This is a genomic window from Sphingobacterium sp. CZ-2, assembly GCF_004526235.1.
GTDB classification, from domain to species: domain Bacteria; phylum Bacteroidota; class Bacteroidia; order Sphingobacteriales; family Sphingobacteriaceae; genus Sphingobacterium; species Sphingobacterium tenebrionis.
On sequence record NZ_CP038159.1, the window covers coordinates 2608353 to 2634975 of the forward strand.

At 39.6% G+C, this 26623-nt stretch carries 22 protein-coding genes and 1 tRNA gene; 15 read left to right on the top strand and 8 right to left on the bottom strand.

Annotation, left to right across the window (positions count from 1 at the left end):
- The first annotated feature begins 7 nt into the window (after nucleotides 1–7).
- Together E3D81_RS11550 and E3D81_RS11555 are read left to right on the top strand one after the other, a co-directional pair.
- Nucleotides 8–1033: an SDR family oxidoreductase gene (locus E3D81_RS11550; RefSeq protein WP_134777470.1), complete on the top strand. Its 1026-nt coding sequence runs from the start codon at nucleotides 8–10 to the stop codon at nucleotides 1031–1033.
- Nucleotides 1034–1035: 2 nt separating this feature from the next.
- Nucleotides 1036–1605, top strand: coding sequence for a Crp/Fnr family transcriptional regulator (locus E3D81_RS11555; RefSeq protein WP_134777471.1), 570 nt, complete (start codon nucleotides 1036–1038; stop codon nucleotides 1603–1605).
- A gap of 149 nt (nucleotides 1606–1754) precedes the next feature.
- On the opposite strand, the gene E3D81_RS11560 is transcribed toward E3D81_RS11555, so the two are convergent.
- The 3 genes from E3D81_RS11560 to E3D81_RS11570 all read right to left on the bottom strand — a co-directional run bounded on the left by E3D81_RS11560 (nucleotide 1755) and on the right by E3D81_RS11570 (nucleotide 4897).
- Entirely contained in the window at nucleotides 1755–3053 is a 1299-nt protein-coding gene (locus E3D81_RS11560) for an OmpA family protein (protein WP_410528425.1), read from the bottom strand.
- Between the two features lie 123 nt (nucleotides 3054–3176).
- Entirely contained in the window at nucleotides 3177–4037 is an 861-nt protein-coding gene (locus E3D81_RS11565; protein WP_134777473.1) for a universal stress protein, read from the bottom strand.
- 20 nt (nucleotides 4038–4057) lie between these two features.
- On the bottom strand, nucleotides 4058–4897 hold the full coding sequence (locus E3D81_RS11570) for a universal stress protein (RefSeq protein WP_134777474.1): 840 nt from the start codon (nucleotides 4895–4897) through the stop codon (nucleotides 4058–4060).
- Between the two features lie 91 nt (nucleotides 4898–4988).
- Between E3D81_RS11570 and alaS the strand changes: the two genes are divergently transcribed.
- The 5 genes from alaS to E3D81_RS11595 all read left to right on the top strand — a co-directional run bounded on the left by alaS (nucleotide 4989) and on the right by E3D81_RS11595 (nucleotide 13664).
- Nucleotides 4989–7604, top strand: coding sequence for an alanine--tRNA ligase (gene alaS / locus E3D81_RS11575; protein WP_134777475.1), 2616 nt, complete (start codon nucleotides 4989–4991; stop codon nucleotides 7602–7604).
- Between the two features lie 5 nt (nucleotides 7605–7609).
- Nucleotides 7610–8713, top strand: coding sequence for a TlpA disulfide reductase family protein (locus E3D81_RS11580; protein WP_134777476.1), 1104 nt, complete (start codon nucleotides 7610–7612; stop codon nucleotides 8711–8713).
- 104 nt (nucleotides 8714–8817) lie between these two features.
- Complete coding sequence (locus E3D81_RS11585) at nucleotides 8818–9513, top strand: response regulator transcription factor (RefSeq protein WP_134777477.1); 696 nt, start codon at nucleotides 8818–8820, stop codon at nucleotides 9511–9513.
- A 124-nt stretch (nucleotides 9514–9637) separates the two neighbouring features.
- Complete coding sequence (glmS, locus tag E3D81_RS11590; protein ID WP_134777478.1) at nucleotides 9638–11479, top strand: glutamine--fructose-6-phosphate transaminase (isomerizing); 1842 nt, start codon at nucleotides 9638–9640, stop codon at nucleotides 11477–11479.
- A 7-nt stretch (nucleotides 11480–11486) separates the two neighbouring features.
- Nucleotides 11487–13664, top strand: coding sequence for a DUF4954 family protein (locus E3D81_RS11595; protein WP_134777479.1), 2178 nt, complete (start codon nucleotides 11487–11489; stop codon nucleotides 13662–13664).
- Between the two features lie 404 nt (nucleotides 13665–14068).
- Here the strand turns inward: E3D81_RS11595 and E3D81_RS11600 are convergent, their stop codons facing one another.
- A complete protein-coding gene (locus tag E3D81_RS11600; protein ID WP_134777480.1) occupies nucleotides 14069–15475 on the bottom strand; it encodes a DUF1080 domain-containing protein in 1407 nt (468 codons plus the stop codon).
- Between the two features lie 110 nt (nucleotides 15476–15585).
- Between E3D81_RS11600 and E3D81_RS11605 the strand changes: the two genes are divergently transcribed.
- The 3 genes from E3D81_RS11605 (at nucleotide 15586) to E3D81_RS11615 (ending at nucleotide 19280) form a co-directional block, all read left to right on the top strand.
- A complete protein-coding gene (locus tag E3D81_RS11605) occupies nucleotides 15586–17004 on the top strand; it encodes a Gfo/Idh/MocA family oxidoreductase (RefSeq protein ID WP_134777481.1) in 1419 nt (472 codons plus the stop codon).
- 19 nt (nucleotides 17005–17023) lie between these two features.
- A complete protein-coding gene (locus E3D81_RS11610; RefSeq protein WP_134777482.1) occupies nucleotides 17024–18022 on the top strand; it encodes a DUF1080 domain-containing protein in 999 nt (332 codons plus the stop codon).
- A 178-nt stretch (nucleotides 18023–18200) separates the two neighbouring features.
- Nucleotides 18201–19280, top strand: a complete 1080-nt coding sequence (locus E3D81_RS11615; RefSeq protein WP_245153207.1) for an SMP-30/gluconolactonase/LRE family protein — start codon at nucleotides 18201–18203, stop codon at nucleotides 19278–19280.
- Between the two features lie 40 nt (nucleotides 19281–19320).
- On the opposite strand, the gene E3D81_RS11620 is transcribed toward E3D81_RS11615, so the two are convergent.
- Nucleotides 19321–19626 (bottom strand): Smr/MutS family protein, encoded by a 306-nt coding sequence (locus E3D81_RS11620; protein WP_134777484.1) that lies wholly within the window; start codon nucleotides 19624–19626, stop codon nucleotides 19321–19323.
- Between the two features lie 18 nt (nucleotides 19627–19644).
- Nucleotides 19645–20541 (bottom strand): hypothetical protein, encoded by an 897-nt coding sequence (locus E3D81_RS11625; protein ID WP_167554277.1) that lies wholly within the window; start codon nucleotides 20539–20541, stop codon nucleotides 19645–19647.
- 280 nt (nucleotides 20542–20821) lie between these two features.
- Here E3D81_RS11625 and E3D81_RS11630 point away from each other — a divergent pair.
- Nucleotides 20822–20895, top strand: a tRNA-Pro gene (locus tag E3D81_RS11630).
- 182 nt (nucleotides 20896–21077) lie between these two features.
- Here E3D81_RS11630 and E3D81_RS11635 read toward each other — a convergent pair.
- Nucleotides 21078–21983 carry a tyrosine-type recombinase/integrase gene (locus tag E3D81_RS11635; protein WP_134777486.1) on the bottom strand — a complete coding sequence of 302 codons (906 nt, stop codon included), beginning with the start codon at nucleotides 21981–21983 and terminating at the stop codon, nucleotides 21078–21080.
- Between the two features lie 134 nt (nucleotides 21984–22117).
- Between E3D81_RS11635 and E3D81_RS11640 the strand changes: the two genes are divergently transcribed.
- The 4 genes from E3D81_RS11640 (at nucleotide 22118) to E3D81_RS11655 (ending at nucleotide 25812) form a co-directional block, all read left to right on the top strand.
- On the top strand, nucleotides 22118–22981 hold the full coding sequence (locus tag E3D81_RS11640; protein ID WP_003013318.1) for an aminoglycoside 6-adenylyltransferase AadS: 864 nt from the start codon (nucleotides 22118–22120) through the stop codon (nucleotides 22979–22981).
- Nucleotides 22982–23141: 160 nt separating this feature from the next.
- The gene (locus tag E3D81_RS11645; protein ID WP_134777487.1) at nucleotides 23142–24080 is read left to right on the top strand and encodes a hypothetical protein; all 939 of its coding nucleotides are present in this window, start codon (nucleotides 23142–23144) and stop codon (nucleotides 24078–24080) included.
- Nucleotides 24081–24296: 216 nt separating this feature from the next.
- Nucleotides 24297–24875, top strand: a complete 579-nt coding sequence (locus tag E3D81_RS11650; RefSeq protein ID WP_134777488.1) for a helix-turn-helix domain-containing protein — start codon at nucleotides 24297–24299, stop codon at nucleotides 24873–24875.
- A 91-nt stretch (nucleotides 24876–24966) separates the two neighbouring features.
- A complete protein-coding gene (locus E3D81_RS11655) occupies nucleotides 24967–25812 on the top strand; it encodes an alpha/beta hydrolase (protein ID WP_134777489.1) in 846 nt (281 codons plus the stop codon).
- A gap of 134 nt (nucleotides 25813–25946) precedes the next feature.
- Here E3D81_RS11655 and E3D81_RS11660 read toward each other — a convergent pair whose 3' ends face one another.
- Nucleotides 25947–26621: a hypothetical protein gene (locus E3D81_RS11660; protein WP_134777490.1), complete on the bottom strand. Its 675-nt coding sequence runs from the start codon at nucleotides 26619–26621 to the stop codon at nucleotides 25947–25949.
- Nucleotides 26622–26623: the final 2 nt, after the last annotated feature.

Below are 26623 nucleotides of genomic sequence, written 5' to 3' on the forward strand. Positions count from 1 at the left end.
TTAAGCTATGAGTTCAAAAAAAGTATTATTAACAGGGATTAGTGGTTTTCTAGGGTCCCATACAGCTATACAGCTATTGGAAAAAGGTTATGAAGTAAGAGGAACATTGAGAAATCTTGAACGCGCACCTGCTATAAAGGAAGTCATTGCAAGACACACGAATAAGATTGGAAATCTAACAATTGTGAAAGCAGACTTAAGAAATGGAAAGATATGGAATGATTTGATGGAAGGTATAGATTTTGTTCAACATATCGCATCTCCATTCCCAAGGGAATTACCTAAGCATGAAGATGACTTGATCATTCCTGCTAAAGAAGGAGTAATGCATATATTAGAGGCAGCAATAAAAAATAAAGTTAAACGGGTCGTATTAACATCTTCTTGTGCAGCAGTCGTATACGGTAAAACGAATGAACAACTTAAGCATCCTATGGACGAGTCTATTTGGACTGATATCAACAATAATAAAGATAACGCACCATATTTTAAAAGTAAAACCATTGCAGAAAGAACAGCTTGGCAATTTATGGAAGAAAATCCTTCTGAATTAGAATTTGTTTCTGTTTTACCGGGAGCAATACTTGGACCAGTTTTGGAGGAAGATTTCGGAACTTCGGCAAATATTGTGATCAAATTAATGGAAGGAAAAATGCCAGCAGTCCCACAGATTGGATTTGAAATAATTGATGTTCGGTCTGTTTCAGATGCGTTGATCAAAGCTATGGAAACTCCTCAGGCTGCGAATAACCGATACTTAATTTCCTCTGGATTTTTAATGATGAAAGAAATCGCACAAATACTTAAAAGGGAATATCCAAATATGAAAATACCGCAGAAGGAACTACCTAATTTTATGGTGAAAATTCTATCGAAATTTGACGCTACACTTAAACCTATTCTGATTGATTTGGGCGTAAAACGGCGAGTAACTTCTGAAAAGGCTAGGAATGAGTTAGGTTGGCAACCGATCCCTACAGAGGAAGCTGTCCTTTCTTGTGCCAAAAGTATTTTTGAACAAGGAATATTATAATTATGGAAAAACTACTTTCTTCACTATCGTTTGGTGGAATCTTATCCGAAATGGATATTCAACTTTTTGCATCCTGTTTTAAGGAGAAAATCATGAAAACGGGTGATTTTTTTCTGGAATATAATGACATTGCTAGAGAGATTGCATTTTTGGAAAAAGGTATCCTTAGAATGTATTCTCCAAGCATTGATGGTTCCGAAATTACAAAATATTTTATACGTGAGGGCCAATTTACAGTAGATCTTGAGAGCTATTATGCGGTAAAAGCCTCAACAGAATCCATCCAGGCGGTAACTAATACGGTGATTTTTACTATTGGTAAATCTGAAATTGAAAAATTAAGTAAAGAAATCCCTAACCTATATATTTATATAAAGACCATTACGGAAATGAGTCTACTAAATAAAATAAAAGATAATGATTTTTTGCATTTTGGTGATGCAAAGACTAAGTATCGTGAATTTTTAAGACGTTATCCTGACCTGGCATTGCAGGTCCCGCAACAATATGTTGCATCTTACTTGAAAATTACATCCCAATCATTAAGTCGGATACGTCGAGAGATCAAATAATAAAATCATTTGATGAAAAACTCCTCATAAAATTAATTAAGGAACAAATAGTTAGAGGTAAACATACCTGGCGAAGGAGAAGTCAAAAAGCAAGAGGCCGTATCAAACATTTGATACGGCCTCTTCCAAATTTATTTTAATAGTATCTACTAGTATAAAGTAAATTCTACACGTCTGTTTTGTTGACGACCTTCTGCAGTTGCATTGGTAGCGATAGGTTGGTTAGGACCGTAACCTGTAGCTTCGATGCGGGAAGCGTTAGCACCTTTAGATACTAAATACGCTTTTACTGATTCAGCACGCTCTTTAGACAAACGTAAGTTTGTTTGCATAGAACCTGTGTTGTCTGTGTGACCAGCAAGTTTCAAGCTGAAGTTTTTCTCGATCAATAAAGCAGCAACTCTGTTCAATGATGCGTAAGAAGTAGGACGGATAGTCGCTTTACCTAAATCGAATTCTAGGTTTTTGATCGCCTCATCTACTACTTTTTTATCTTCTTCCGTAACAACGATTTTCTCTACTACTTTAGTTTCGTTTTTCATTTCTGGAAGTGGACATCCTGAACCATCTACTTTAGTTCCAGCAGGTGTGTTCGGACATTTGTCGAATTTATTCGCAACACCATCACCATCATCATCTTTCAAATCGTTATTGATCGTAGAGATTTCAGATTTCAATTGTTCGTTAGCAGCCATCAATGCATCACGTTCTGCTTTCAATTCGTCATAGTTAGCTTTGATTGTCGCTACTGGGTTGCTGTTTCCTAAGTAAGGTTTGCTACCATCACCCAAAGCGATCTCTAAACCTGCGTGAGCATAAGAGAATAGGTCGTTTTTGTATTGACCACCCGCTTTACCATCGAAATCCTGGTTAGCCCAGTTCAATTGGTATCCTAAATCGATGTTGATTCCTTTAGCTACTGCGAATTTGAAACCAGCATCAACTGGTACGTATAGTTTAGTTTGAGATTCTGCAGTTGCAGCAGTTCCATCAGCTGTTGTTGTAGTTGTTTCGAAGTTCATCGCACCTAAACCAACTGCCATATAAGGCTTGATGATGCTGTTGAAGAATCTCCAGTTTGTGTTCGCTGCAGTGAATTCACCAGATAGCGCAACAGACCAAGGAAGTTTAGTTTCAAATTCAGAAACCATCGTACCTGTTGCATTTTCATTTACACCAGCTACTTTACCACCTAGGTATTGTGCTTTCAATCCGAAAGAAGGAGAGATTTGTTTTTTGATGTATGCGCTGTATCCAACATTGTGCTTCAACTTATCGAAACCATCTCTGTTGAATCCGAAGATGTTAGATTGGTTCAACACACCAGCATTGATTCCGATAGACCAGGTTCTGTATTCTGTTGAAGGACCTAAGATCGTCGTTCCATCTACTGTAGTGGTGTTTTGAGCGAATGCTGTAGTTGCAAGTAGACCTGCTACTGCAAGCATGCTAGCTTTTTTAAAGTAAAGTGTTTTCATATATGTTTTATGCTATTTTGCCATACATGACAAAATTGTTGCCAAAATGTTTGTATCCTGGCAACAATTATTTACTCGAGAAAATTTTTGTAGTTATTTTGCTATAAGAACTCTAGCGAAGAAAGTAGGGATTTGGATGTTAAATGCCAGTTTCTTAATGACATTACCCTCCGTCCACTGGCGGAAAACACTCTTTTTACTTTTTGTAAGCAATAAAATATCCACTTGCTCATCAATTAGGACGGATGTGATGCCCTGTGCAACACTTTCTTTCTTGCCCATGAACAAGGTCTGTGGTTTGATGATGTAGGAAATATCATGGATTTGCAGTTCCGATTCGATACGGTTGATCCAGTTTTTGAAATCAGCATCGATATCCTTGATGGCTCTATCGGAAGCATTCACATGGATCAAGATCAATTGATAATCTACCTTGAACAAGGGAATGGCCTGCGCTAAAGCTGTTAATTCCGCCTCTTTGAAATTACAAAGCAAGGCGATCTTGTTTTTCTTATAGGTTTTTGCAGAATCAGGAATGGCCAAAACTGGTGTTGTGGTATTCATGATCGTATCGTAGGTATTACTGCCGATAAAAACAGCTTCTAATCCAGAAGAACCTTGTGTGCCCATAACCACTGCATCATAAGCCGTTGCATTGGTTACCGCTTTGATCTCATCATAAAGATTCCCTTCTTTAAACAATCCTTCGATGCTAAGCCCAGGGAATTTAGTCCGGTATTCGTTCAACAGGTCTTCCATGTTTTGTTTGGCCTCTGGAACACGAGGGTCAATTAGAGGAGACTCTCCGGTCACATTGGCGTAGCTGTTGGAATGCTGCGAGAAAACGTGAATAAGGTCGATGCTATGTCCAGCATCCTTGGCCAATTCGCAAGCGTAGTTCAACGCTGTATTGGAATATTCAGAGAAATCAATAGGTATTAGTAATTTGCCCATGAGCTATTGTTTATAATGTTTTAAACTTTTTCAAAAAATGCAGGTTTGTTCAATTCCAGTGCGATGGCCTTGGAAACCGAAGACTTGAACAAACGTTCAAAGAATGTTTTTCGGCTTGGAGTAACCAGGATGATGCTTGGGTTGACCTGGTCGATGAGGTTGTTCACCACTTCTGGCACGGTATCCAAGGATTCATCATCGTTATGAACCTGTTCAGAAATACTGTTCACATGACCAATACCCACCATTTCACGGATGTTGAACGCCCAAGAATTCAAGGTATCATCCACATTCTGTTTCTTGTTGCTATCCTTGAATACATGGATCAAGGTTAGTTCATCCACGTTGGCGATCCATTTCATGTAGGCTTTTAAGGTGTCCAATTCCTCAGGTTTGAAATTGGTCAATAAAGCCACATGTGTATTGTCCAATTGGGTAGGTTTATTAGGAATAACCAAAACCGGGATTTCAGATTTGGCAGCCACCGCAAGGGTGGTACTTCCATAGTAGATCGGTTTATGCTGGCTTTCGCCGGATGCACCCATGATGATCATGCCATAATTGTTGTTGCTGGATAATTCGGTCAGCTTATCGATGATCAGGCTGCGGGAGCATTCAAAGGTAATGGAAAGACCAGGGTGTCGCTGCAGTAATTCATCCTTCAATTCCTGGATAGATTCATCTGCTTTGAGCGTCGGGTCATTCGGTTCTTGCGCTCCTTCATCCAATACCGAAGAAGTGGTGTAGCTATGTAATAAATGTATGCCGTAATCTTTGGATTCCGCCAGTTCACAAGCGTATTCTGCAGCGTATTTTGCATTGCTGGAGAAGTCCGTTGGAACGATAATGGTCATCTTCATGTATTTCGAGTCTATGTTTTTCAGTGTTTAAATTTACTAAAATTATCCCTATTTTTAGTAGTTTTGCGTTAAAATTCATATATCATCACCAATGACAAGTAGAGAAATTCGTCAGGCTTTTTTAGATTATTTCAAGAGTAAAGGACATCAGATTGTTCCATCGGCACCAGTAGTGGTAAAAAACGACCCCACCTTAATGTTCACGAACGCGGGCATGAACCAGTTCAAGGATTTGTTTTTAGGGGAGGCCGCCATTAAATACCCACGTGTGGCCGATACGCAACGTTGTCTTCGTGTATCTGGAAAGCATAACGATTTGGAAGAGGTGGGGATAGATACCTACCACCATACCTTGTTTGAAATGCTAGGGAATTGGTCCTTTGGCGATTACTTCAAGAAAGAGGCGATTGCTTGGGCTTGGGAACTGTTGACCGAAGTATTCAAACTGGATAAGGACCGTCTATACGTGACGATTTTTGAAGGTGATGCTGCTGAAGGTTTGGAGCGGGATATGGAGGCTTATGATTTCTGGAAGGAACTGATTGCAGAAGATCGCATCCTTCTTGGAAACAAAAAAGATAATTTCTGGGAGATGGGTGACATGGGGCCATGTGGTCCATGTTCCGAGATCCATTACGATATGCGTCCGGATTCGGAACGCGCAGTTGTTGCTGGTCAGCAATTGGTGAATGCGGATGATCCGCAGGTGATCGAAATCTGGAACTTGGTATTTATGCAGTTCAACAGGCTGAAAGATGGTTCGTTGGTGCAATTGCCAGCGAAACATGTAGATACAGGGATGGGTTTCGAGCGTTTGGTTCGTTGTATCCAAGGAAAATCTTCCAACTATGATACGGATGTGTTCCAACCATTGATCCAGTTTCTCGTGGAGAAATCCGGGATTGTTTATGGAGCAGATGAAAAAACGGATATCGCGATGCGCGTATTATCCGACCATATCCGTGCGGTGAGCTTTGCCATTGCAGATGGACAATTGCCATCCAACAATAAGGCAGGTTATGTAATCCGTAGGATATTGAGAAGAGCCGTTCGCTATGCCTATACCTTCCTGAATTTCAAAATACCGTTTATCCATGAGTTGGTGCCCGTTTTGGCGGAGCAGTTCAAAGGGGTGTTTGATGAACTATACCAACAGCAGGATTTCGTGGAGAAGGTCGTTTTGGAAGAAGAAGTATCTTTCTTGCGTACCTTGACCGCGGGTATACAACGATTTGAAAATTATATTGAAACCAATTCAAATATTGATGGCAACTTTGCTTTCGAGCTGTTTGATACCTTCGGATTTCCGATCGACTTGACCGAGCTATTGGCAAGAGAAAAAGGGCTTTCGGTAGATATGGACGGTTTCCAAAAGGCATTGACTGCCCAAAAAGAACGCTCTCGTGCGGCTACGGCCATTGATACGGGCGATTGGGTACTGGTAAATGAAGATCAGGAAAGTGAATTTGTGGGCTATGATCAATTGACAAGCCAAACAGAGATCCTGAAATATCGTAAAGTATCCGCCAAAGGAAAAGAACAATATCAATTAGTGCTTGCCGAAACACCTTTTTATGCAGAAGGTGGTGGTCAGGTAGGCGATACAGGTTATTTACGCTCGCTTGAATCTAACGAGAAGGTAGCAATCGTGGATACGAAAAAAGAGAATGGCCTGTTCATTCATTATACAGATCAATTGCCGACCAGTTTGGAAGGTGGTTTTGAAGCTGTAGTGAATGTGTCGAAAAGGAAAGATACGGAAGCGAATCACTCGGCAACCCATTTGATGCATGCGGCACTGAAGCAGGTATTGGGCGAGCATGTCAACCAAAAGGGATCGTTGGTATCACCGGATGTGCTGCGTTTTGACTTTTCCCATTTCTCCAAATTGAGCTATGAGGAGATCAAACAGATCGAAGATATCGTAAATGCGAAGATCAGGGAGAACATCCTGTTGAAAGAGGAACGCAATGTGCCGTATCAGAAAGCGATCGAATCGGGAGTTACTGCATTGTTCGGTGAGAAATATGGTGATCATGTACGTGTGATTACGTTTGATGATGCATATTCCAAAGAACTTTGTGGTGGTACGCATGTAAAAGGAACGGGAGAGATCGGTTTCTTTAAGATCATGTCGGAATCGGCTGTTGCAGCAGGAGTAAGACGGATCGAGGCTATTACTGGTACCAAAGCGGCTCAGGTAATCCGTGAATATTTTGAATTGATGGGTAATTTCAAGGAATTATTGAACAATCCAAAAGATTTTGTTTCGGCTTTAAGCAAAGTGATCGATGAAAATCATTCCTTGAAGAAAGAGATCGAAAATTACATCAAGGAGAAATCCCAAGGATTGATGAATGATCTGAAATCCAAATTAGAGCAGATTGATGGGGTGAATTATTTGGCTACCGTAGTAGAATTGCCGAATGCCGATGCGGTAAAAACATTGGCATACACCTTAAAAGGTGCCGTTGATAACCTGTTTTTGGTATTGGGTGCTGATTTTGATGGAAAACCAAGCTTAACGGTGATGATCTCTGATGGTTTGGCTAAAGAAAAGGGATACCATGCCGGAAATATCGTTCGCGAGTTAGCGAAAGAGATCCAAGGTGGAGGTGGTGGTCAGCCATTCTTTGCCACTGCCGGCGGTAAAGATGCCAAAGGATTGGAAAAGGCCATTGCAAAAGCAAGGGAATTCGTAAAATAAACAAGATGAATAAATTTGTAAAACATGTGGGAATATTCAGCAGTTTGCTGTTGGGGCTTTCCGCATGTTCCAATAAAGATACCATTCTGGTAACCGGAGAGATCAATAATCCGGGTAATGTAAAAGTAGTGAACTTCTTTGAGGGCGACCGGAAATTGGATTCCACCTTTATCGCAGATGGGAATCGATTCAAATTCGAAAGACCAGCTACGCAGGAACGCTTATTGACCTTGCAGGTAGGGAACAATAGGTATCCTATTATCCTGGAACCAGGGAAGGAACTGAAGTTTGTGGTAGATCTGCAACAACCGGAGACCTATGATGTTCAAGGATCTGATCTTACCCAGAAATTAAAGGAATTCGCGCCATTGAAATCGAGGATCGATTTTGTGCGGGACTCGCTGCAGCAGGTTTTCACCAAGGCTACTGCCGAAATCGGAAGTAATGAAGTGCAGAATCTCCGTGCTGAAATGCTGATGAAATTTGAGCCTTATTTCAAAGATTATACGGCTAAGGCGGTTGACTTTGCGGATAAGAACAAGGATTTGGCCGGTTTCTATGCCATGACCACCTTAGATCCTGAAATGTCGGAAAGTGAATTGATCACCTATACCGACCAGATCAAGGATCTGTTTGTGGAGAACAGGTATGTGAACGAATTCCGCGCCGAGGTGGATAAGTTAAGGAAATTGGCGGTTGGGCAAAAGGCGCCTGAAATCACGGGGTATACACCTGATAATAAAACAGTGAAGCTGTCTGATTATAAAGGAAAAGTTGTTCTTGTGGATTTTTGGGCATCCTGGTGTATGCCATGTCGGGAAGAGAACCCTAACCTGGTCAACCTTTATGCAAAATTAAAGGATAAGAATTTTACTATCCTTGGGGTTTCCTTGGATGATAACCCGGGATCCTGGATGCGCGCCATTTCGGATGATCAGTTAACATGGACAAATATCTCCGATCTGAAGGCCTGGAGTTCGCCTTTGATTATCGATTATTCCATTAAAGGGATACCAGCATCGTATATTTTGGATACCGAAGGAAAGATCATAGCCAAGAATTTAAGAGGCAAATCATTGGAAGATTTCTTAACTAAATATTTAAATTAAGAAAAAGCCATTGTTAAGTATTTTTAACCACTTAACAATTTGGTAATATTTGGTTAACTTTATTTTATGATTAAGTACATATCTTAGCAAAAAATATTCAGAATATGGCTAATAAGCAAAAGATACTGGTTGTTGATGATGAGGCAGATATAGTTGAATTAATTTCCTACAATTTAACTAAAGAAGGTTACCAGGTATTTACCGCACCAAATGGAAAAGTGGCTTTAAAAGTAGCCAAAGAATCCAACCCCGATTTAATTATTTTAGATGTGATGATGCCTGAGATGGATGGTATCGAAACATGCCGTTTATTAAGGGCTCTTCCAGAGTTCAAGCAGACCTTTATGGTATTCTTGACCGCTAGGAGCGAGGAGTATTCGGAAATTGCGGGATTTCATGTTGGGGCGGATGATTATATTGCCAAGCCGATTAAACCACGTGCTTTGATGAGCCGTATCAATGCGATCTTACGTAGAAATGCTGCGGATAACATTGATGATTCTACTACGGATAAGTTGGAGATTTCCGATCTGGTTATTGATAGGGATTCCTTCTTGGTTTATCGCGGCGAAGAAAAGTTTGTATTGGCAAAGAAAGAATTTGAATTATTATATCTTTTGGCATCTAAACCAAATAAGGTTTTTTCAAGAGAGCAGATATTAAAAGCCATCTGGGAGGATTCGGTAGTTGTTACAAATCGTACGATCGATGTGCATATCCGAAAGCTTCGAGAAAAAATAGGCGATACCTATGTAACCACTGTTAAAGGAGTGGGTTATAAATTTGAACTCGATAAATAAAATATTTTTTTAAAGAACCGAACTTCGTTCGGTTTTTGTTTTTATTAATTCTGCAATCGATTGCGCGGAAAATATTTATATTTGGCGCGTATTTAACAAGAAACTTAAATTAAAATAATCAAATATGTGTGGAATCGTCGGTTATACCGGAACGCGACAAGCCTATCCAATTGTTATTGATGGCTTAAAGAAATTAGAATATCGTGGTTATGACAGTGCCGGTGTTGCACTTCAACAAGGCGATAAATTGCAGGTGTTTAAAAAGGCTGGTAAAGTTGCAGCTTTGGAAGAATTTGTAGGCGATCAATCCACGGCTGGCACCACAGGAATTGGTCATACCCGTTGGGCAACCCACGGCGAGCCTTCAGACCGTAACGCACATCCCCATTATTCCAAATCTGGAAAATTGGCCATGATCCACAATGGTATCATTGAGAATTATGCCCAGATCAAGAACGAATTGCTGAAAGATGGCTATGAGTTCCATTCGGATACGGATTCGGAGGTTTTGTTGAATTTTATTGAAGACATTAAAGAGAACAATGATTGTAGCTTGGAAGAGGCTATCCGTATAGCCTTAAAACGCGTTACAGGAGCATATGTGATTCTTTTGATTGCAGCGGATCAACCTGATACGATCATTGCAGCGAGAAAGGGAAGTCCATTGGTGATCGGAATTGGTCAGAATGAGCATTTCTTAGGTTCTGATGCTTCACCGATGTTGGCATATACCAAAGAAGTAGTCTATATCAATGATTATGAATTGGCGATTGTAAAGCCTGACGAATTGATTCTGAAGAATCTCGGTAACGAGATCATCACACCTTTTGTTCAGAAATTAGACCTTGAATTGGCAGCGATCGAGAAGGGTGGTTTCGACCATTTCATGTTGAAGGAAATCTTCGAACAACCGATCACCATTGCGGATTCGCTAAGAGGACGTTTGGTATTGAACGAGGACCGTATTATCCTGAGTGGTATCGATGCTATCAAAGATAAATTAATGGCGGCTCGTAGGATCATCATTGTGGCTTGTGGAACAAGCTGGCATGCAGGTCTGGTTGCAGAATATGTGATCGAGGAGCTGTGCCGAATCAATGTGGAAGTGGAATATGCATCCGAATTCCGTTATAGAAACCCTATTGTTGATGCGGATGATGTGATTATTGCTATTTCCCAAAGTGGGGAGACTGCAGATACCCTGGTCGCTTTGGAAAGAGCAAAACAGCAGGGAGCGACCATTTTTGGTATTGTGAATGTGGTAGGTTCATCCATTGCGCGGATTTCCCATGCAGGTTGTTATACCCATGCTGGACCGGAGATCGGGGTGGCGAGTACCAAAGCCTATACTGCCCAATTGGCTGTATTGATGCTGTTGGCATTAAAAGTTGCCAAAGAAAAAGGTACCATATCTGCAGAACGCTTTACCGAACTATCGCAGGAATTGAACAATATTCCGGAGAAAGTTCAATGGGTATTGGACAATGAAGTGGATAATATCAAAGCGATCGCTTATAAATATAAAGATGCGCATGATGTGCTTTATTTAGGTAGAGGCTATAACTTCCCTACTGCCTTGGAAGGTGCATTAAAATTGAAGGAAATTTCCTACATCCATGCAGAAGGATACCCAGCTGCGGAAATGAAACATGGTCCAATCGCATTGGTCGATGATCAACTTCCGGTGGTGTTTATTGCAAGTAAGGATGCTTATCATGAGAAAATCGTCAGCAATATCCAGGAGATCAAAGCGCGTAAGGGAAAGGTTATTTCCGTGGTTTCGGAAGGCGATGAGATTACCCCGAGCATCTCGGATGATGTAATGTTCGTACCTGTTGTTGATGAGGTGATCGCACCATTATTGACCGTGGTTCCTTTACAGTTGCTTTCTTATTATATCGGTGTTTATCGTGGATTGGATGTTGATAAACCAAGAAATCTAGCGAAATCGGTTACAGTAGAGTAGGAGGTTTATGGGGTACATCAATAAAATTCCATTAAGCCGTATTGGATACGACTTTATTCCGCAGGCTTATCTGCCTGAAGGAAAAGATGAATATTATCTACGATTTAAACAACAGAAAAACGAAAAACAATATCGCAACCTAACGGAGGAAGAGATCCAGATCTTGGAGTCCAATAGTAATGAATCTACCAATTGGAATGATGTACTGGTGACGGATAAATTTCTTCCGCGCCAGATCAAAAGGTCCAAATTCTATGGCTTGGTCCGTATCGGTGATATGGAGGAGGTCTATCTGGAATACAGGGATATCCGTTTAGCTGTTGGGATCTATAATTCCCAAGTGATCAGTTGTGATATCGGTGACTGTGTTGTCCTGCATCAGGTGCGCTATATTGCGCATTATATTGTAGGCAATGAAGTGATCCTGTTGAATGTGAATGAAATGGAGACCAGTTCCAACGCGAAGTTCGGGAATGGGATCTTGAAGGAGGGGGATCAGGATTACAGCCGGATCTATCTGGAACTGTGCAATGAGAATGGTGGCCGATCGGTACTGCCATTTGATGGGATGCAGGCGGCGGATGTTTACCTCTGGACCAGGAACAGACAGGATAAGAAATTGCAGCAACGTTTTTGGGATATCACTAATAACGGTTTTGATACTACAAGAGGATATTATAGTGAGATTGGTGATCGTACGGTCATCAAGAATTCGCATACGATCAAAAATGTGAAGATCGGGTCTGATGCCTATATCAAGGGAATCAGTAAGCTAAAGAACCTAACGGTAAATTCTACTGCCGAAGCCTATACGCAGATCGGTGAGGGATGTGAGTTGGTGAATGGGATCATCGGCTATGGTTGCCGGGTGTTTTACGGTGTAAAAGCGGTGAGGTTTATATTATCTTCCTATTCGCAACTGAAATATGGCGCGCGTTTGATCAACTCCTTTTTGGGAGATAATTCGACCATATCCTGTTGTGAGGTATTGAATTCCTTGATCTTTCCGGCGCATGAGCAGCATCATAACAATTCTTTTCTATGTGCGGCATTGATCAAAGGACAGAGCAATATGGCTGCTGGAGCTACGGTTGGTTCCAACCATAATTCACGTGGCGCAGATGGAGAGATCATTGCAGGTAGAGGATTCTGGCCGGGCTTATGTGTCAGTCTGAAGCATAACTCCAGGTTTTCATCCTATACTTTAATTGTAAAGGGTGATTTCTTGCATGAACTGGATATCAAGATCCCTTTTTCGTTGATCAGTAATGATACGGCAAATGATCGGTTGGTGATTATACCAGGTTACTGGTTCATGTATAACATGTATGCCTTAATGCGGAATACCAATAAGTTCATCAGCAGGGATAAACGGAGTTTTAAGAACCAGTATTTTGAATATGATATTTTAGCACCGGATACGGTGAATGAGCTTTTTACTTCCCTAAAAGAGATCGAGATTGCCGTAGGGCATTCGATTAACTCTACGGATGCGATATCTTGGTTAGAAGGGGAAGGAGATTCTAAGGTGGAGATCACGCTGCAGAATGCGGAATTTTCGAAGCGGAAGGTGGTATTGATGAAGCCAAGGGAGTCTTATAAATTGTTCAGGAAGTTGATTCGATATTATGCGGTTTGTCAGATCTTGGATCAGGTTGAGCCGGAATATTTTGAAGCTTTCTGTGCCTCGATTTCGGATCTGGAGGTTAAACGGGAGGAATTTGAGAATATTGGTTCGCAGTTGATGCCGGTTTCGAAATTGGATGCGTTGTTGGGGGATATTAAGGAGGAAAGGCTTGATACTTGGACGGATATCCATCATCGGTACCATGAAATCAGTGCGGATTATTTAAAGGATAAATTGATCCATGCGGTCGCTTCCTTGCAGGAGGTGACTGCTATATCGGCTTCAAAATGGGATCGTGGTTTTTGGGAGGATGTGTTGGATGAGGCTCTGGAGACCAAGACTTGGATCTGTGAGGAGATCTATAAATCGAGGAGCAAGGATTATAGTAATCCGTTTAGGCTGATGGTTTATGAGAATGAAGAAGAGATGAATGAGGTAGTGGGAAGATTGGAGGATAATAGTTTTATCAATCAGCAAACAGCGGAATTGGAGAGATTTAAGGCTGCTGTGGATGGTATTAGAGCGGTGATAGGGATTAAGGTCGAAGAAGAGGGGTAGGAGGCAATCGCGTCATTGGGATTGAGGCCTAAGGCATTGTGTGAAGGGGGGGCATGGGATGGCATGGCATGGCAAGAAGCCCATCGCGTCATTGCGAGGAGGCACGACGAAGCAATCTTTCGTCGTGCCTTTTTTTGTTTTATTGAATGGTATTTTTTGTCGCTCTATTCGGTACTGTTTGTCATCCTAGGCGTTTCTTTTTGTCATCCTGAGCGAAGCCGAAGGATCTCTACGCTAGTGCACGAACAGATGCTTCGACTACGCTCAGCATGACAAGTTCAAAGATTGCTTCGTTCCTCGCAATGACGTGAGGATTGCTTCGTGCCTCGCAATGACGGTGGTCTCGCAATGACGTGGAGGATTGCTTCGTGCCTCGCAATGACGGGAAGAAAGGTGCAATGACGCTACTTCAGCTCCTTGATTTTTATGCTTCTAAAAGAAACATTATCTCCATGATCCTGCAGCAATATATGGCCTTGCTCTGCTTCCCCAAACCTTTCCCAATCCTTATACTTACTTCCGGCCACCAATTTCCTGAACTCTTCCGATCCCCTCACAAACTCCAACATCTTAAACCCATTCAAATAATAAGTAACCTTATTATTAGGCTCCACCACGATCCTTCCCCTGTTCCATACCCCAATCGGTTTACGAGGTCTTGGGTTCCGATCCGAAGTAATCAGATCGTATAACGACGCCAAGGTCCTATTCCCATTCTTTCCTAATTTTGCATCCGGATGCAAAGCATCATCCAAAATCTGATATTCCGGTCCAATACTCGATCCAGCAGTCTTCTCATTCAAGGTCACAAAATACTTCACCCCTGAATTCGCCCCCGGTGTCAATTTAAAATCAAAGGACAGATCAAAGGCCTTGTACTGCTTTTCCGTAATAATATCCCCACCATTCGTAGATTCTCCACCATCCGATTTCTGCACGGAGATAATCCCATCCTTGATATTCCAGCCTTTCTCCGGAAACTTACTTCCTTTCGCACTTATCCAACCAGCATGATCCTTTCCATTGAACAACAGCTTATACCCATTCGCCTGCTCATCCCTACTCAATTGATTGGCATTGGTATTCACGATATAAACCTCTTTCGGAAAAGCCTTGGGTTTCAGATTCTCCGTCTGGATTTTTATATTCTTAAAATAAACCTTCTTTCCATCCAAATTATCCGGTATGCTATGTACCTGCAGCGCAATAAACCCAGTAGCATCCAAACTATCCACTACATACGATGTCGGAACTCCATTGATCCAAGTCCTCGTCTCATTCCCAATGGCTTCAATCCGCACATGGTTGAATTCCTCCGTTTTATACGCATTCCGTGCCACTGGATTCAGATCCAATGGATATAACCATTCCCTTCTTCCTTCATCATAAATACCTCCGGTCCAGGCACGCTCCGTAGGATCGATTTCTACTTGCCGACCATACACCCTTCCTCTGCCATTATTCCCTTTAGGATCGATATGACTCCGCGTCTGAATGCCCGAATTGGTACTATTCCCTTCCAGTTTAACATCCAACTCCAGGATAAAATCGCCATATTCCCTATCCGTAACCAAAAAAGAATTAGGTGTTTTCTTGGTCATCACCCCTACGATACTATTATCTTCTACCAAATATTTGGCATTACCGCCGGCTGTTTTCCAGCCACTAAGGTCTTTGCCATTAAACAAGTCTTTCCAATTGCCGCTGCCACCTGAAGATTTGGTCGTACTGCAGGAAATGCCTACCGAAGATAATCCAAGAATTAAACAGGAGCTAAAAAATAGGCTACGAGGTCTTTTTAGATTTAACATGAGAATATGTGTAACAGGTTTATGATTATGTCAACAAATGATACCGAAATTAGGATTTTTTTTTAATTTTAAGATATAATCATAAAATTAACATAAACCTAGACGTTCAAATGATGAACCATCATTTTTCCCGAAGAAGTTTTATTAAGAAGTCGGTAATTGCTGGGGGAGCAGTAACATTGGCCCATAGTGGCATCGGCAATATCTTAATGGCCAAACCCAATGAGCGCGTTAATTTAGCGGCTGTAGGGATTGGAAACAGGGCTGCGGAGATTCTTTTGGAATTCCACAAGACCGGGCTTTGTAATATTGTGGCGCTTTGTGATACCGATATGGGTGCAAAGCATACTCAGGCAATTCTAGAGAAATTTCCGGAGGTTCCTCGCTTTCAGGATTTCCGCGTGATGTTTGATAAGATGGGGAATCAGATCGATGCGGTATCCGTCGGAGTGCCCGATTTTTCGCATTTCCCGATTACCATGATGGCCCTGGATCTGGGTAAGCATGTATATGTAGAAAAACCAATGGCAAGGACGTTCCAGGAAGTGGAACTGATGATGGCCAAAGCAAAGAAAAACCCTAAATTGGCGACCCAAATGGGTAACCAGGGACATTCAGAAGCCAACTATTTCCAATTCAAAGCGTGGAAGGATGCAGGCATCATTGAGGATGTAACACAGATTGTAGGGCATATGAACATGCCTAGGCGTTGGCATGGCTGGGATGTGAACATGAAGAATTTTCCCACGGCAGAACCAATTCCAAGTACATTGGATTGGGAACTGTGGCAGATGCAGACTTTAGGACATAATTACAACAAGGATTTTATCAACGGCCAGTGGCGTTGCTGGTTTGATTTTGGAATGGGAGCCTTAGGTGACTGGGGAGCCCATATTTTGGATACCGCCCATGAGTTTTTGGACCTGGGCTTACCATCGGAAGTTTCGGCCATAAAATTGGATGGTCATAATTCTTTCTTTTTTCCGATGTCTTCTACTTTAAAATTCAGTTTCCCGAAACGTAAGCGCATGCCTGCTTTGGATATCATGTGGTATGATGGTCTGGATAACCTGCCGCCTATTCCCAATGGGTATGGCGTTTCTGGTCTGGATCCCAATATTCCGCCACCAAGTACCGGAAAAATGGAACCTGCCAAATTGAATCCTGGTAAAATAATATATTCCAAGGATTTAACGTTCAAAGGAGGGTCCCATGGTAGTACATTGAGTACCATTCCAGAGGAAAAGGCGCAAGATATGGCATCAAAATTACCGGAAGTAGCGAAATCGCCTTCCAACCATTTTGCGAATTTCCTGAAAGCCTGTATGGGGCAGGAAAAAGCGCGTTCGCCTTTTGAAATTGCTGGGCCTTTAAGCCAAGTGTTCTGCTTGGGCGTAATAGCACAAAGATTAAACACGACATTTAAATTCGATCGGGAGAAAAAAGAGATCGTGAATGATAAATTTGCGAATGCGCTCCTGATGGGGCCACCACCTAAAAAAGGTTGGGAACAATATTATATCGTATAAAAAAAACAATAAATAAGAGATGATCAAACAATTAGCTTATGGACTAGCATTTACAGGGATGTTAGGAATGACATTAACATCATGTAATTCTGGTGCGCAAGAGAAAAAAGAAGAAGAAGTGCATAATCCAGCCTCACAAACCATTCCAGAAGAATCCAAAGACCTTTTGGGAAGATGGGATTTGACCGTTGATAAAGGTGGAAATCAAGTTCCTTCCTGGATTGAAATCAAATTATCCGGTTTCTCTACGTTGGTAGGATATTGGGTAGGGGATAGTGGCAGTAGCCGTCCAATCTCACATATAAAATTGGCCAATGGAAAGTTCACTTTTGCCATTCCTCCACAATGGGAAGGTGGTGAAGGTGATTTCGTTATTGAAGGAGAATTGGCCGCTGGCGAACTGAAAGGTACGATTACCTCGAACAAAGGCGAAAAGTATAGCTTTACAGGTGTTAAAGCGCCTTATCTTGTACGTGCGAATGCACCTACTTGGGGAACTCCAGTGGAACTGTTTAATGGTAAGGATCTGACGAATTGGAAACCATCGAATGAGAACAATAAATGGGTAGTAAAGGATGGTATCCTGACCAATGAAGCAGCTGGTGCCAACCTGATCACCGAGCAGAAATTTGATGATTTCAAGATCGATGTGGAGTTTAGGTATCCAGAAGGCAGTAATTCAGGCTTATACTTAAGAGGTCGTTACGAAGTTCAGATCGAGGACTCTCCTAAAGATAGACATCCTGGAGCCTTGTTTTTTGCAGGTGTTTATGGTTTCTTAGCGCCAAATGAGATGGTGGCTTTGGGACCCAATGAATGGCAGAAAATGGAAATTACCTTGGTTGGAAGATTGGTGACCATCGTAGCGAATGGAAAAACGGTGATCAGTAATCAGGAAATCCCTGGAATTACGGGTGGCGCGTTGGATAGCAAGGAAGGCGAACCTGGACCGATTTATATCCAAGGTGATCATGGACCAATAGAGTTCCGCAAAATCACGATTACCCCCGCTAAATAATCAATTTATATGTCAGAAAAACTGCCTTTATAATTCCAATAAAGGCAGTTTTTTTGAACAAATACTCCTGGTTTTTGTTCTATTATACAAAATCTTGTATAATCTTCAATAATAATTTCAGATGGACTATCTCAAAATTCCCAAATATTTTGCCTCGAGTATGTTAATTTACTTTGCCATGAACAATCCTCTCTCTGCCCAGAATAAAGACTTAAATAATCTAAAGGATCCCAGATTAGAAGTGGTTTCTTCTTTTGATAAATCGCAGCCCATAGGTGTTTCCGTCAGTTCGGATAATCGGGTGTTTGTTTCCTTCCCAAAAAGAGAGCCTTATACTATGGGTTTGGCCGAAATCGTGAATGGTAAGCGTACTGCTTTTCCTTCTGCTAAAAATGGCAAGGATCCTATCCTGAAACAAACTGATTTTATCAATGTTCAGGATATTTATGTAGATACAAAAGATGTGCTATGGGTACTGGATTCAAAACCTGCCTCCAACAGCTCCATTTTTGGAAAAGGAAGTTCAGATGAAAAAGAAGGTGGTAAATTCACCCTTTATGGAATCGACCTTGCTGATCAGAATGCGGTTTCTAAATATGTATTTGAAGATTTGGACAAGGAAAAGTCTGCTTTGAATGATGTTCGGGTGGATACAGAAAAGCACATGGCTTACTTTTCAGATCCGGGTCAAGCGGGAATTGTGGTGTTGGACTTAAAAACAGGCAAGACAAGGACCGTGCTCAAAAACAGCCGATTTACGAAGGCAGATCCGAAGGTTGTTCTTTCTTATCAGGGCAAGGAAATGCGGGATGCGAAAGGCAATCCATTCAAATCGAATGTGAATGGAATTGCATTGACAAAGGATAATAAATGGTTCTATTTTAAACCCATCAATGCCCATCATCTCTATCGAATAGAAACGAAATATTTGGGGGATACAGAATTATCTGAAAAAGAACTAATCAGTAAAGTAGAAGATATGGGGGAAGTTGGCATTACACATGGTTTGGTAGCGGATAAGAAAGGAAATATCTATCTGACGACTTCCTTGGATTACTCGATCAGAAGATTGACTCCAGAAGGAGATTTAGAAATGGTCGTTCAGGATAGTAGATTGATCTGGCCAGATTCGCTAGGTGTAGGATCTGATGGATATCTTTATTTCTCCTGTGCGCAGATGCAGTTGCTTCCAAACTGGAATAATGGTGAGGATAAGGTAGAATACCCTTTCCAGGTGTATCGCGTTAAGGTGTTATAGGGAGTTTTTAACAGTTAAATTAACTGAAGGATCTATTTTCTTAAACACCGATTTGTACAACAACAATATCTTCGTTTTGATAGGATGGGTGGTAATGGCTAATGGAACCGGTACTTTTATAGTACTGCAATTCTTCATAAACCATCTTTTTTAATATTCCCTTACCTTTACCATGGATAAATTTGATCTCGGGATAGCCCCAATAGATTGCGGCATCCAGCATTTCTCTCAAATGATCTAGGCTTTCCGCCAATAACTCATCAATTTCGTAACTATCTAAATCGCCGATAAAAGCCTCAGCATGCAAATCGACAGTTTTAGGAGGACGGGAAAGGGATCTAGCCATGGAATGGGAAATAGCTAATTATTGTTCGTTCAGGATTCCGGGTACCAATGCTTTTGCTGAATCAATCTTTTCGGATTCCAATAACGCGATATAATTTTTTAGGCGCTGATAGGTTTGCGATTGCGGTGCAAAATCTTCCAGGTAGTTATAGGCATCCTGAAAATAAGCGGCTATCTGTTCACTTTCAATGGCCGGAGTGTTGTCCATACCAATGGTAAGGGTAGTAAAATACCTGTTGTATTGCTCTTTTGCCTCTTGCCCTACAACGGTGTTTTGTGTTGCTTTTGAGAAATCTTCCCACCAGATCACCCTTTGCACCAAAGATTGGTAGGGAATGGCGATGGCCGCATCTTCCGCATACCCCTCCATATTCTCTTTTCCTAATTGCTGAAGGTAGATTTCGAAGTTGGAAGAGATATAAGGGTAAAACTGTTCCTGAAGGTAGAATGGGTTTTGTTGAAGGCTGAACATCCCTTCTGATTGCCTTACGCGGAAGCCGTTGCTATTGATGGCTTTATAAACAGATTCCAATTCTGATGGAACGGATTTCTTTCCGCCATCAAATTCAATTCCCACTAAGGATTCATAATTTGTTTTATCATCGAATACATTCCGATTGGCATAAAGGGAAACTTTATCCAAGTAGTCCAAGATGATGGAAACGCCTTGATCATTCATCAAGGTATCCTCCTTATCTTCGAAAAGTTCCTTGAATTTTGCAGTGACCTTGCTTACGCTGTTCACATCGCTTGAATCCAATGCCAGGATAAAGTCTTCTAGTTTTTCTGCTTTGGTAAGTACGTGTTCTTTTCCATCAACGATTCGGATATCCGAAGAGTCCGTTTTGTTCTCATTGTTGGACACACAACTTGCAAAAAATAATACAAGCATTATACACCCTATGCTGAATCTCATGTCTTTCAATTTTATTATGTTTCAAACTTCGGTTAATTATCTACAGCATCCAAATTTTACCATCAATTCTTATGTCTTATTAACAACAATTATACATGGGGATTTGTGTTAGTTTATTGAATATTTGTATAAAGAGGATAGGTTTTAGGGTTTGATGATTGTGAATGTTAAATTATTGTCCAACTAATCAAGGGATTAATTTAATGTTTTAATGAGGGGCTTGAAGGTGACGGGTAAAGATTGTATATTTGTGCCACACAAAACAAAGGTGATACCTTTTCGGGGTGTAGCGTAGCCCGGTATCGCGCCACATTTGGGATGTGGAGGTCGTAGGTTCGAATCCTGCCACCCCGACAAAAGCCACTGATAATCAGTGGCTTTTTCTTTTTTCGGACACATTTCGGACAAATTATATCTGAATATTGATTATTCAATAACCTAAGCAAAGTTAAGTTAAGCTAGAAGAATAACCCTTCTTAAAGAATGATTGGAGCATAATGCTTGTTTCTACAGAGCGTGAAAAGTTCATCTTATTCTTATAAAAAATCAAGAGGGCTAGGAGTCTTTTGCTTGTCTATGTCAGTGATATGAGTGTAGATCATAGTCGTTTTTATATTTTCATGACCCAATAACTCTTTTACAATTCGGATATCGATACCTGATTGGATTAAATGTGTGGCATAAGAATGTCGCAATGTATGTACAGAGCCTTCCGACTGAACATTTGCTTTGATCAATGCTTTTTTCAGAATCAACTGTACACTTCGTTCGCTATACTTGCCACCCTTCTCACCTTCGAAGAGGTACTCCTTTGGCTTGAATGCTTGATAATAATGTCTCAAAGTCGCCAGCAATTTGTCTGGTAATGATACAATCCGATCTTTATTACCTTTGCTTTGATGGATTCTGATAATTCCATCGGAAGATTTTATGTCTTTGATTTTGAGATTCAACAGTTCGCTAAGACGTAGTCCACAACTATAGATTGTCATCAGAATAGCCTTGTGTTTTAGATTTTGAGTGCTGTCGAGAATATTTCTTACTTCTTCTTTTGAAAAGAATTTAGGTAATTTAGAAAATGAGCGTTTCGGGTATAAGTAATCCAGTTGGATTTTTTTGTCCAATATCAGTTCGTACATCTTCTTGATTGCGCCCACTAATCCTTTTTGATAGGAAACACTAATTTTCCCATTTTGAACTTTTTCGTTTATAAACGCCTCAATATCTGACAGTGGAATTTCTTCAAGGGAGGGATATTTGCTAACATGTTTAAGAAATATACTAGCGTAATCCTTGTACGATCTAATGGTATTGCCAGCATATCTCTGCATCAGCAATCTCTTTTCGAAGGTTTCAAGTATGATTTCGCTATTCATATCAGGGAAATAGTATTTTATAATATTTTGTTTCGCTATTTGTGCGGTTTTATTTTTTAAATACAAATATATCAATATCTTATGTAGAAAGAAAAGTCAAATAACGAAACACGTATATAGGGCTGGTTAAGCGAAATTTTCCGTATATTCGTTTCGTTAAAACAGATGTTGTACGACATAGTAAAACCGAACCAAACAAAATGAAAGTCAGAGAAGAAAAGTTAAGAACAATTATAGAATGGTCGGAGAAAAACGAAGATGTAAGAGTTCTTCTTCTGACAAGTTCACTTGTAAATCCTTTAGCACTTGTTGACGAATTTAGTGATTTAGACATTGAATTTGTTTTTGAGGATAATACAAATTACATTTCAGACAAAAGCTGGACGCTTAAATTCGGAAATCCAATTGCTATGATTGAAGAAGACGAAAGTTGTTTTAACCATAAACACGCAATGAAAATGCTACTTTATGAAGACGGTGTGAAAGTAGATTTTAAACTTTACAGCAAATCAAAATTTATAAAGGAAACGCAAGAGAAAGAATTACCAGAAGATTGGGATATTGGTTATAAAATTTTAATTGATAAAGATGGTATTACAAAGCAAATGCTGAAACCAACTTATCAAATTTCCATTATCAAAAAACCGTCTGAAAAAGAGTTTCAAAATCTAATAAACGATTTTTGGTGGGACACAACTTACGTGGCAAAGTGTCTTGTGAGAGATGAAATATTCTATGCGAAATTTATGTCGGAAACCGTTATTCGCACAGAATATTTAATTCCTTTAATTGAATGGCACATTGCAAGTGAACACAATTGGAACATAACGACCAATAAATATGGACGACTTTTCAAAAAGTATCTTAACCAGGAAATGTGGGCTAAAACAGAACAAACATTTTCAGGGAGCGATATAAAGGAAAATTGGACTGCTCTATTTTCAATGACTGATTTAGTTTCAGAAATAGGAACTGAATTGTCAAAAAAATTAGAGTACAAATACCCGGATAAATTAGAAAATGACATACGAAAATATTTAGCTGGACTAAAACCCAAAACATAACTACGTCGTACAACATCGTATTGGCAATAGGCGGGCTGAACGGCTTCGTATCAACGGAAGTGCAAAATTCAACTTCTGTTCTTTGATTAAAGTTCAGTGCTAAAAATCCCGCCCATCGCCAATACGCGGCACGTTAGCGGAAATTTTAATGAGACTCGATATGGAATACAACTTTAGAGATAAAAATTACAAGGTTTCTAAATTCAAGACTTTTTTAACAAATGAACTTAAAAAACAAGAAATTGAAACTGTTTATCAATTCTTACTTGAATTTATTCAAAGTAATGACTTCGAATATAAAGATATGTTGTCAATTTTAAGTAGATATATAGATTACTCACATAAATTTAATGTTATAGAGGTAAAAATATATGAATTTGTAAATTACAATCTTGAAAAATATGCAGATAAAGATAAAATCGAAAATGTGTTACCAACATCTAATTTGATTTATCAAATTAGCGCCGATTATTCATTAAAATTTATAGATGAAAATCTTGACAAGATTTATAACAACACAAAAGAGAAAGTCGAAATTTTATTATTCAAAGCTGATATATTAATTGAAAGAAAGGAATTTGATAAAGCATTTTCATTATTGCGAGACTGCTCTAACCAAAGTTATGATCTATACATTTTCGATTCCCTAGAATTAAAAAGGACTATATACGAAAAGATGGCAATCATTGGAGAGTTAGAGAAAAAAAGTGATGTAGCAATAAACTATTACATCTATTATAGTGCTTTCCAAGCAAGTTTGGAGTTTCTCCACTTTCCCTATTTAAATACTTATCGAAATTTTAGAATACCCTATTCAATCATAGAAAATCCGAATGATGAAATAATTTCATTAGGTCATCATTTAGATAATAGAAATTTAAATATTAATGAATTCAATAGTTTTTTGCAAGAAATTTATAAAGTTGAAATTCCAAGAGCATTTAAACTAGAAAATCTTGATATTGATACATTTAGTGTTTCTGACTCTCCGATAAAGGAACTCACCTATTATTCAAACTATGTTATGAATCTAAATGTTCAAGAATTGGTCTCAACAATAGAATTCATTGTAGCGCAAAAAATAAAAAACTTCCGCTAACAGTGTATTGGCAAAAGACGGGGTGAATATTGTCTTTGAGAATTCAGTTAACAAAACCCGCAAAATTGCTTTTCATATTTCTTTTTTTCGTAAATTAGAAATCTGAAAAAGCATTTTGCTCAGGTTCGGTTTCCTTTGAAATTTTCTGCAAGGTAGCCCGTCCTTCGCCAATACTTTTTCCGTTAGCAACCATTTTAAAACAATCGAACAAAGAAAATGACACTTGGCGAAAAAATAAGTTTACAAAGAAAAAGCAAAGGCTTTTCACAGGAGTCACTTGCTGATAATTGTGGAATTTCAATACGCACTGTTCAAAGAATAGAAAACGGTCAAACCACCCCAAGACCGTACACCTTAAAAGTAATCGCTGATTTTTTGGATTTGCCTGAAGAAAAATTGGAATTTAAGACCAACCCTGAATTGCCAAAAGAAAATCTGTCAAAAATCAACTTAATTAATTCTTCAGCACTATTAGGTATTTTGATACCCTTTTTAAATATTATTATTCCTACAATTTTGTGGAGGCAGAACAAGGATAACCTTTTAGTTAATCAAAAAGGACGAAAAGTTATTAGTTTTCAAATATTGTGGTTTATCTTCTCATTAACAATTTTGTTAGTAACACATTTTCTGCATTATAAGATAACAGGGCAATTTGTATCTGGTCGAATTCCGATGGTGGTAATTGCCTATATAATCCTTCTGATGATTAATGTGTACTTCATTATCAAAAACGCTACACGACTAAAGGAACAAAACACTGAAATCTACCCTTCAATTCCTAATATATTGTAAATTAAGCAATTGTCGTAAAAATGACGCAGTAATGACGTAGCGGAAGAGGTTTATTAAGGATAATTTTGTCCGAAAATAAATCTTTTATAAAATGAAAAAAACACTTTTAGTTTTAATTGCTATAACACTCATATCAGCAATCTCTATAGTTCTGTTTTCCTATTTAACAGGTAGCCCATCCTATCCTAAATCTGTTGTTCAAACTACAATTCATTCAAAAATATTGAATGAAGACAGGGAAATCATCATCCATCTTCCGAGATATTACGACAAGAACAAGGATTATCCTGTAATATACGTACTTGACGGAAGTTCACAGGACAAACACATAGCCAATAAGTTCGACATTTTATCAACGGCTGGTTATATTCCTGAAACGATTGTTGTAGGGCTTCCAAATGTGAGTGGAAAAGGGAGACAAAGAGATTATACGCCACCTTATATGAGAATGGATATAGACGAAAAAAACAGTCCATTAGGAAAAGCAGACTACTTTTTATCATTTATGGAAAAAGAGCTTTTCCCATATATAGAGAAAAATTATTCGGTTTCAAAAATTCGTTTACTTGCAGGAAATTCAAGAGGCGGACTTTTAGTAATCTACTCTCTGCTTTACAAACCTGATTTATTTGCAGGTAGGTTTTGTTTTAGCCCTGCTTTGTGGAGAGACGATAACTTAATTGTGAAAAAAACTTCGGACTTTCTTGCAGAAAACCAAAATTTGAACTCATTTCTGTATTTGAGCATCGGGGGCGAAGAAAATGACAAAATGAAAAGTGGATACACGGAAATGATTGAAACATTGAACCATGAACAAAACAAACAATTGGTTTGGCATTCAGACATCACCAAAAATGCAGACCATCAAAATAACGCTGAAATATCTGCATCTATTGCAATCAGAAAATGGTTTGACTTTTTAAAAGCAACGGAATAAAAACGGTTGCTAACATCGTATTGGCAATAGTGGGGCTGACAGTTGTAAACTCAACATTTGTAATTCTATTGTGCATTTGTGCATATGTTGGGCTGACGTTTTTCAAATACCCCACCATCGCCAATACGTAGCCGTTATTCAACCTCTTTTAGCTTTTTGATTTCTTCTCGCCTCCTATCTATACTGTATAATAGTTTGTTTTCCTCTTCTCTTTTAATCACCAAATCGTGGAATTTATCAGAGTTTAGAGAGTATGCGGAATCGATGTGCGCAGTAATATCTGGCATTTCCAAAGTCATCATCCGGTAACGAAGTTCATACGATGTCTTATCACCGATCTGTCGATCCTTTTCCAGTAACATACCTAATCCCAATGAAATAATGACCGAAAATAATATCATGATAATAATCACGGGTGTGGATTTAAGGTCAACACCGTAAACGTGTTTTATATTCACGCTGTCGGGTATCTTGGATAATTTGGCAACTATTTCATTTTCCTTTTCAGTCAATATTGAAAGGTGTTTGCGTGTTGCTTCGGAACTCCTGTTTGCTAAATCTTCCAAAGAGCCGTAATCCTTGATGATCTTGGATAAGATGTCGTGTTCCTGTTTGATAAAGGCTTTTATCTGGGTTAGATGTTCCTGATCCTTTGCACGCATATCGTGAAATTCCTGCATCGCTTTTTCATTTGCCGAGAGCAACGATACAATGGTCGGCATGATGCGTACAATATCCTCCGTAATGAGGTCTGTGTTCTCCTGTAGGGAATCGACCTGCTGTTTGATGTTTTCCAGTTCTGTCTGCATAA

Bases quoted from the DNA above. Each gene is read 5' to 3' on its own strand.
- E3D81_RS11560 (WP_410528425.1), bottom strand. From the start codon at position 3,053: ATGCTTGCAGTAGCAGGTCTACTTGCAACTACAGCATTCGCTCAAAAC.
- E3D81_RS11655 (WP_134777489.1), top strand. From the start codon at position 24,967: ATGAAAAAAACACTTTTAGTTTTAATTGCTATAACACTCATATCAGCA.
- E3D81_RS11605 (WP_134777481.1), top strand. From the start codon at position 15,586: ATGATGAACCATCATTTTTCCCGAAGAAGTTTTATTAAGAAGTCGGTA.
- E3D81_RS11660 (WP_134777490.1), bottom strand. From the start codon at position 26,621: ATGCAGACAGAACTGGAAAACATCAAACAGCAGGTCGATTCCCTACAG.
- glmS (WP_134777478.1), top strand. From the start codon at position 9,638: ATGTGTGGAATCGTCGGTTATACCGGAACGCGACAAGCCTATCCAATT.
- E3D81_RS11585 (WP_134777477.1), top strand. From the start codon at position 8,818: ATGGCTAATAAGCAAAAGATACTGGTTGTTGATGATGAGGCAGATATA.
- E3D81_RS11645 (WP_134777487.1), top strand. From the start codon at position 23,142: ATGGAATACAACTTTAGAGATAAAAATTACAAGGTTTCTAAATTCAAG.
- E3D81_RS11650 (WP_134777488.1), top strand. From the start codon at position 24,297: ATGACACTTGGCGAAAAAATAAGTTTACAAAGAAAAAGCAAAGGCTTT.
- E3D81_RS11555 (WP_134777471.1), top strand. From the start codon at position 1,036: ATGGAAAAACTACTTTCTTCACTATCGTTTGGTGGAATCTTATCCGAA.
- E3D81_RS11565 (WP_134777473.1), bottom strand. From the start codon at position 4,037: ATGGGCAAATTACTAATACCTATTGATTTCTCTGAATATTCCAATACA.
- E3D81_RS11570 (WP_134777474.1), bottom strand. From the start codon at position 4,897: ATGAAGATGACCATTATCGTTCCAACGGACTTCTCCAGCAATGCAAAA.
- E3D81_RS11595 (WP_134777479.1), top strand. From the start codon at position 11,487: ATGGGGTACATCAATAAAATTCCATTAAGCCGTATTGGATACGACTTT.
- E3D81_RS11640 (WP_003013318.1), top strand. From the start codon at position 22,118: ATGAAAGTCAGAGAAGAAAAGTTAAGAACAATTATAGAATGGTCGGAG.
- E3D81_RS11620 (WP_134777484.1), bottom strand. From the start codon at position 19,626: ATGGCTAGATCCCTTTCCCGTCCTCCTAAAACTGTCGATTTGCATGCT.
- E3D81_RS11615 (WP_245153207.1), top strand. From the start codon at position 18,201: ATGAACAATCCTCTCTCTGCCCAGAATAAAGACTTAAATAATCTAAAG.
- E3D81_RS11600 (WP_134777480.1), bottom strand. From the start codon at position 15,475: ATGTTAAATCTAAAAAGACCTCGTAGCCTATTTTTTAGCTCCTGTTTA.
- E3D81_RS11625 (WP_167554277.1), bottom strand. From the start codon at position 20,541: ATGAGATTCAGCATAGGGTGTATAATGCTTGTATTATTTTTTGCAAGT.
- alaS (WP_134777475.1), top strand. From the start codon at position 4,989: ATGACAAGTAGAGAAATTCGTCAGGCTTTTTTAGATTATTTCAAGAGT.
- E3D81_RS11610 (WP_134777482.1), top strand. From the start codon at position 17,024: ATGATCAAACAATTAGCTTATGGACTAGCATTTACAGGGATGTTAGGA.
- E3D81_RS11580 (WP_134777476.1), top strand. From the start codon at position 7,610: ATGAATAAATTTGTAAAACATGTGGGAATATTCAGCAGTTTGCTGTTG.
- E3D81_RS11550 (WP_134777470.1), top strand. From the start codon at position 8: ATGAGTTCAAAAAAAGTATTATTAACAGGGATTAGTGGTTTTCTAGGG.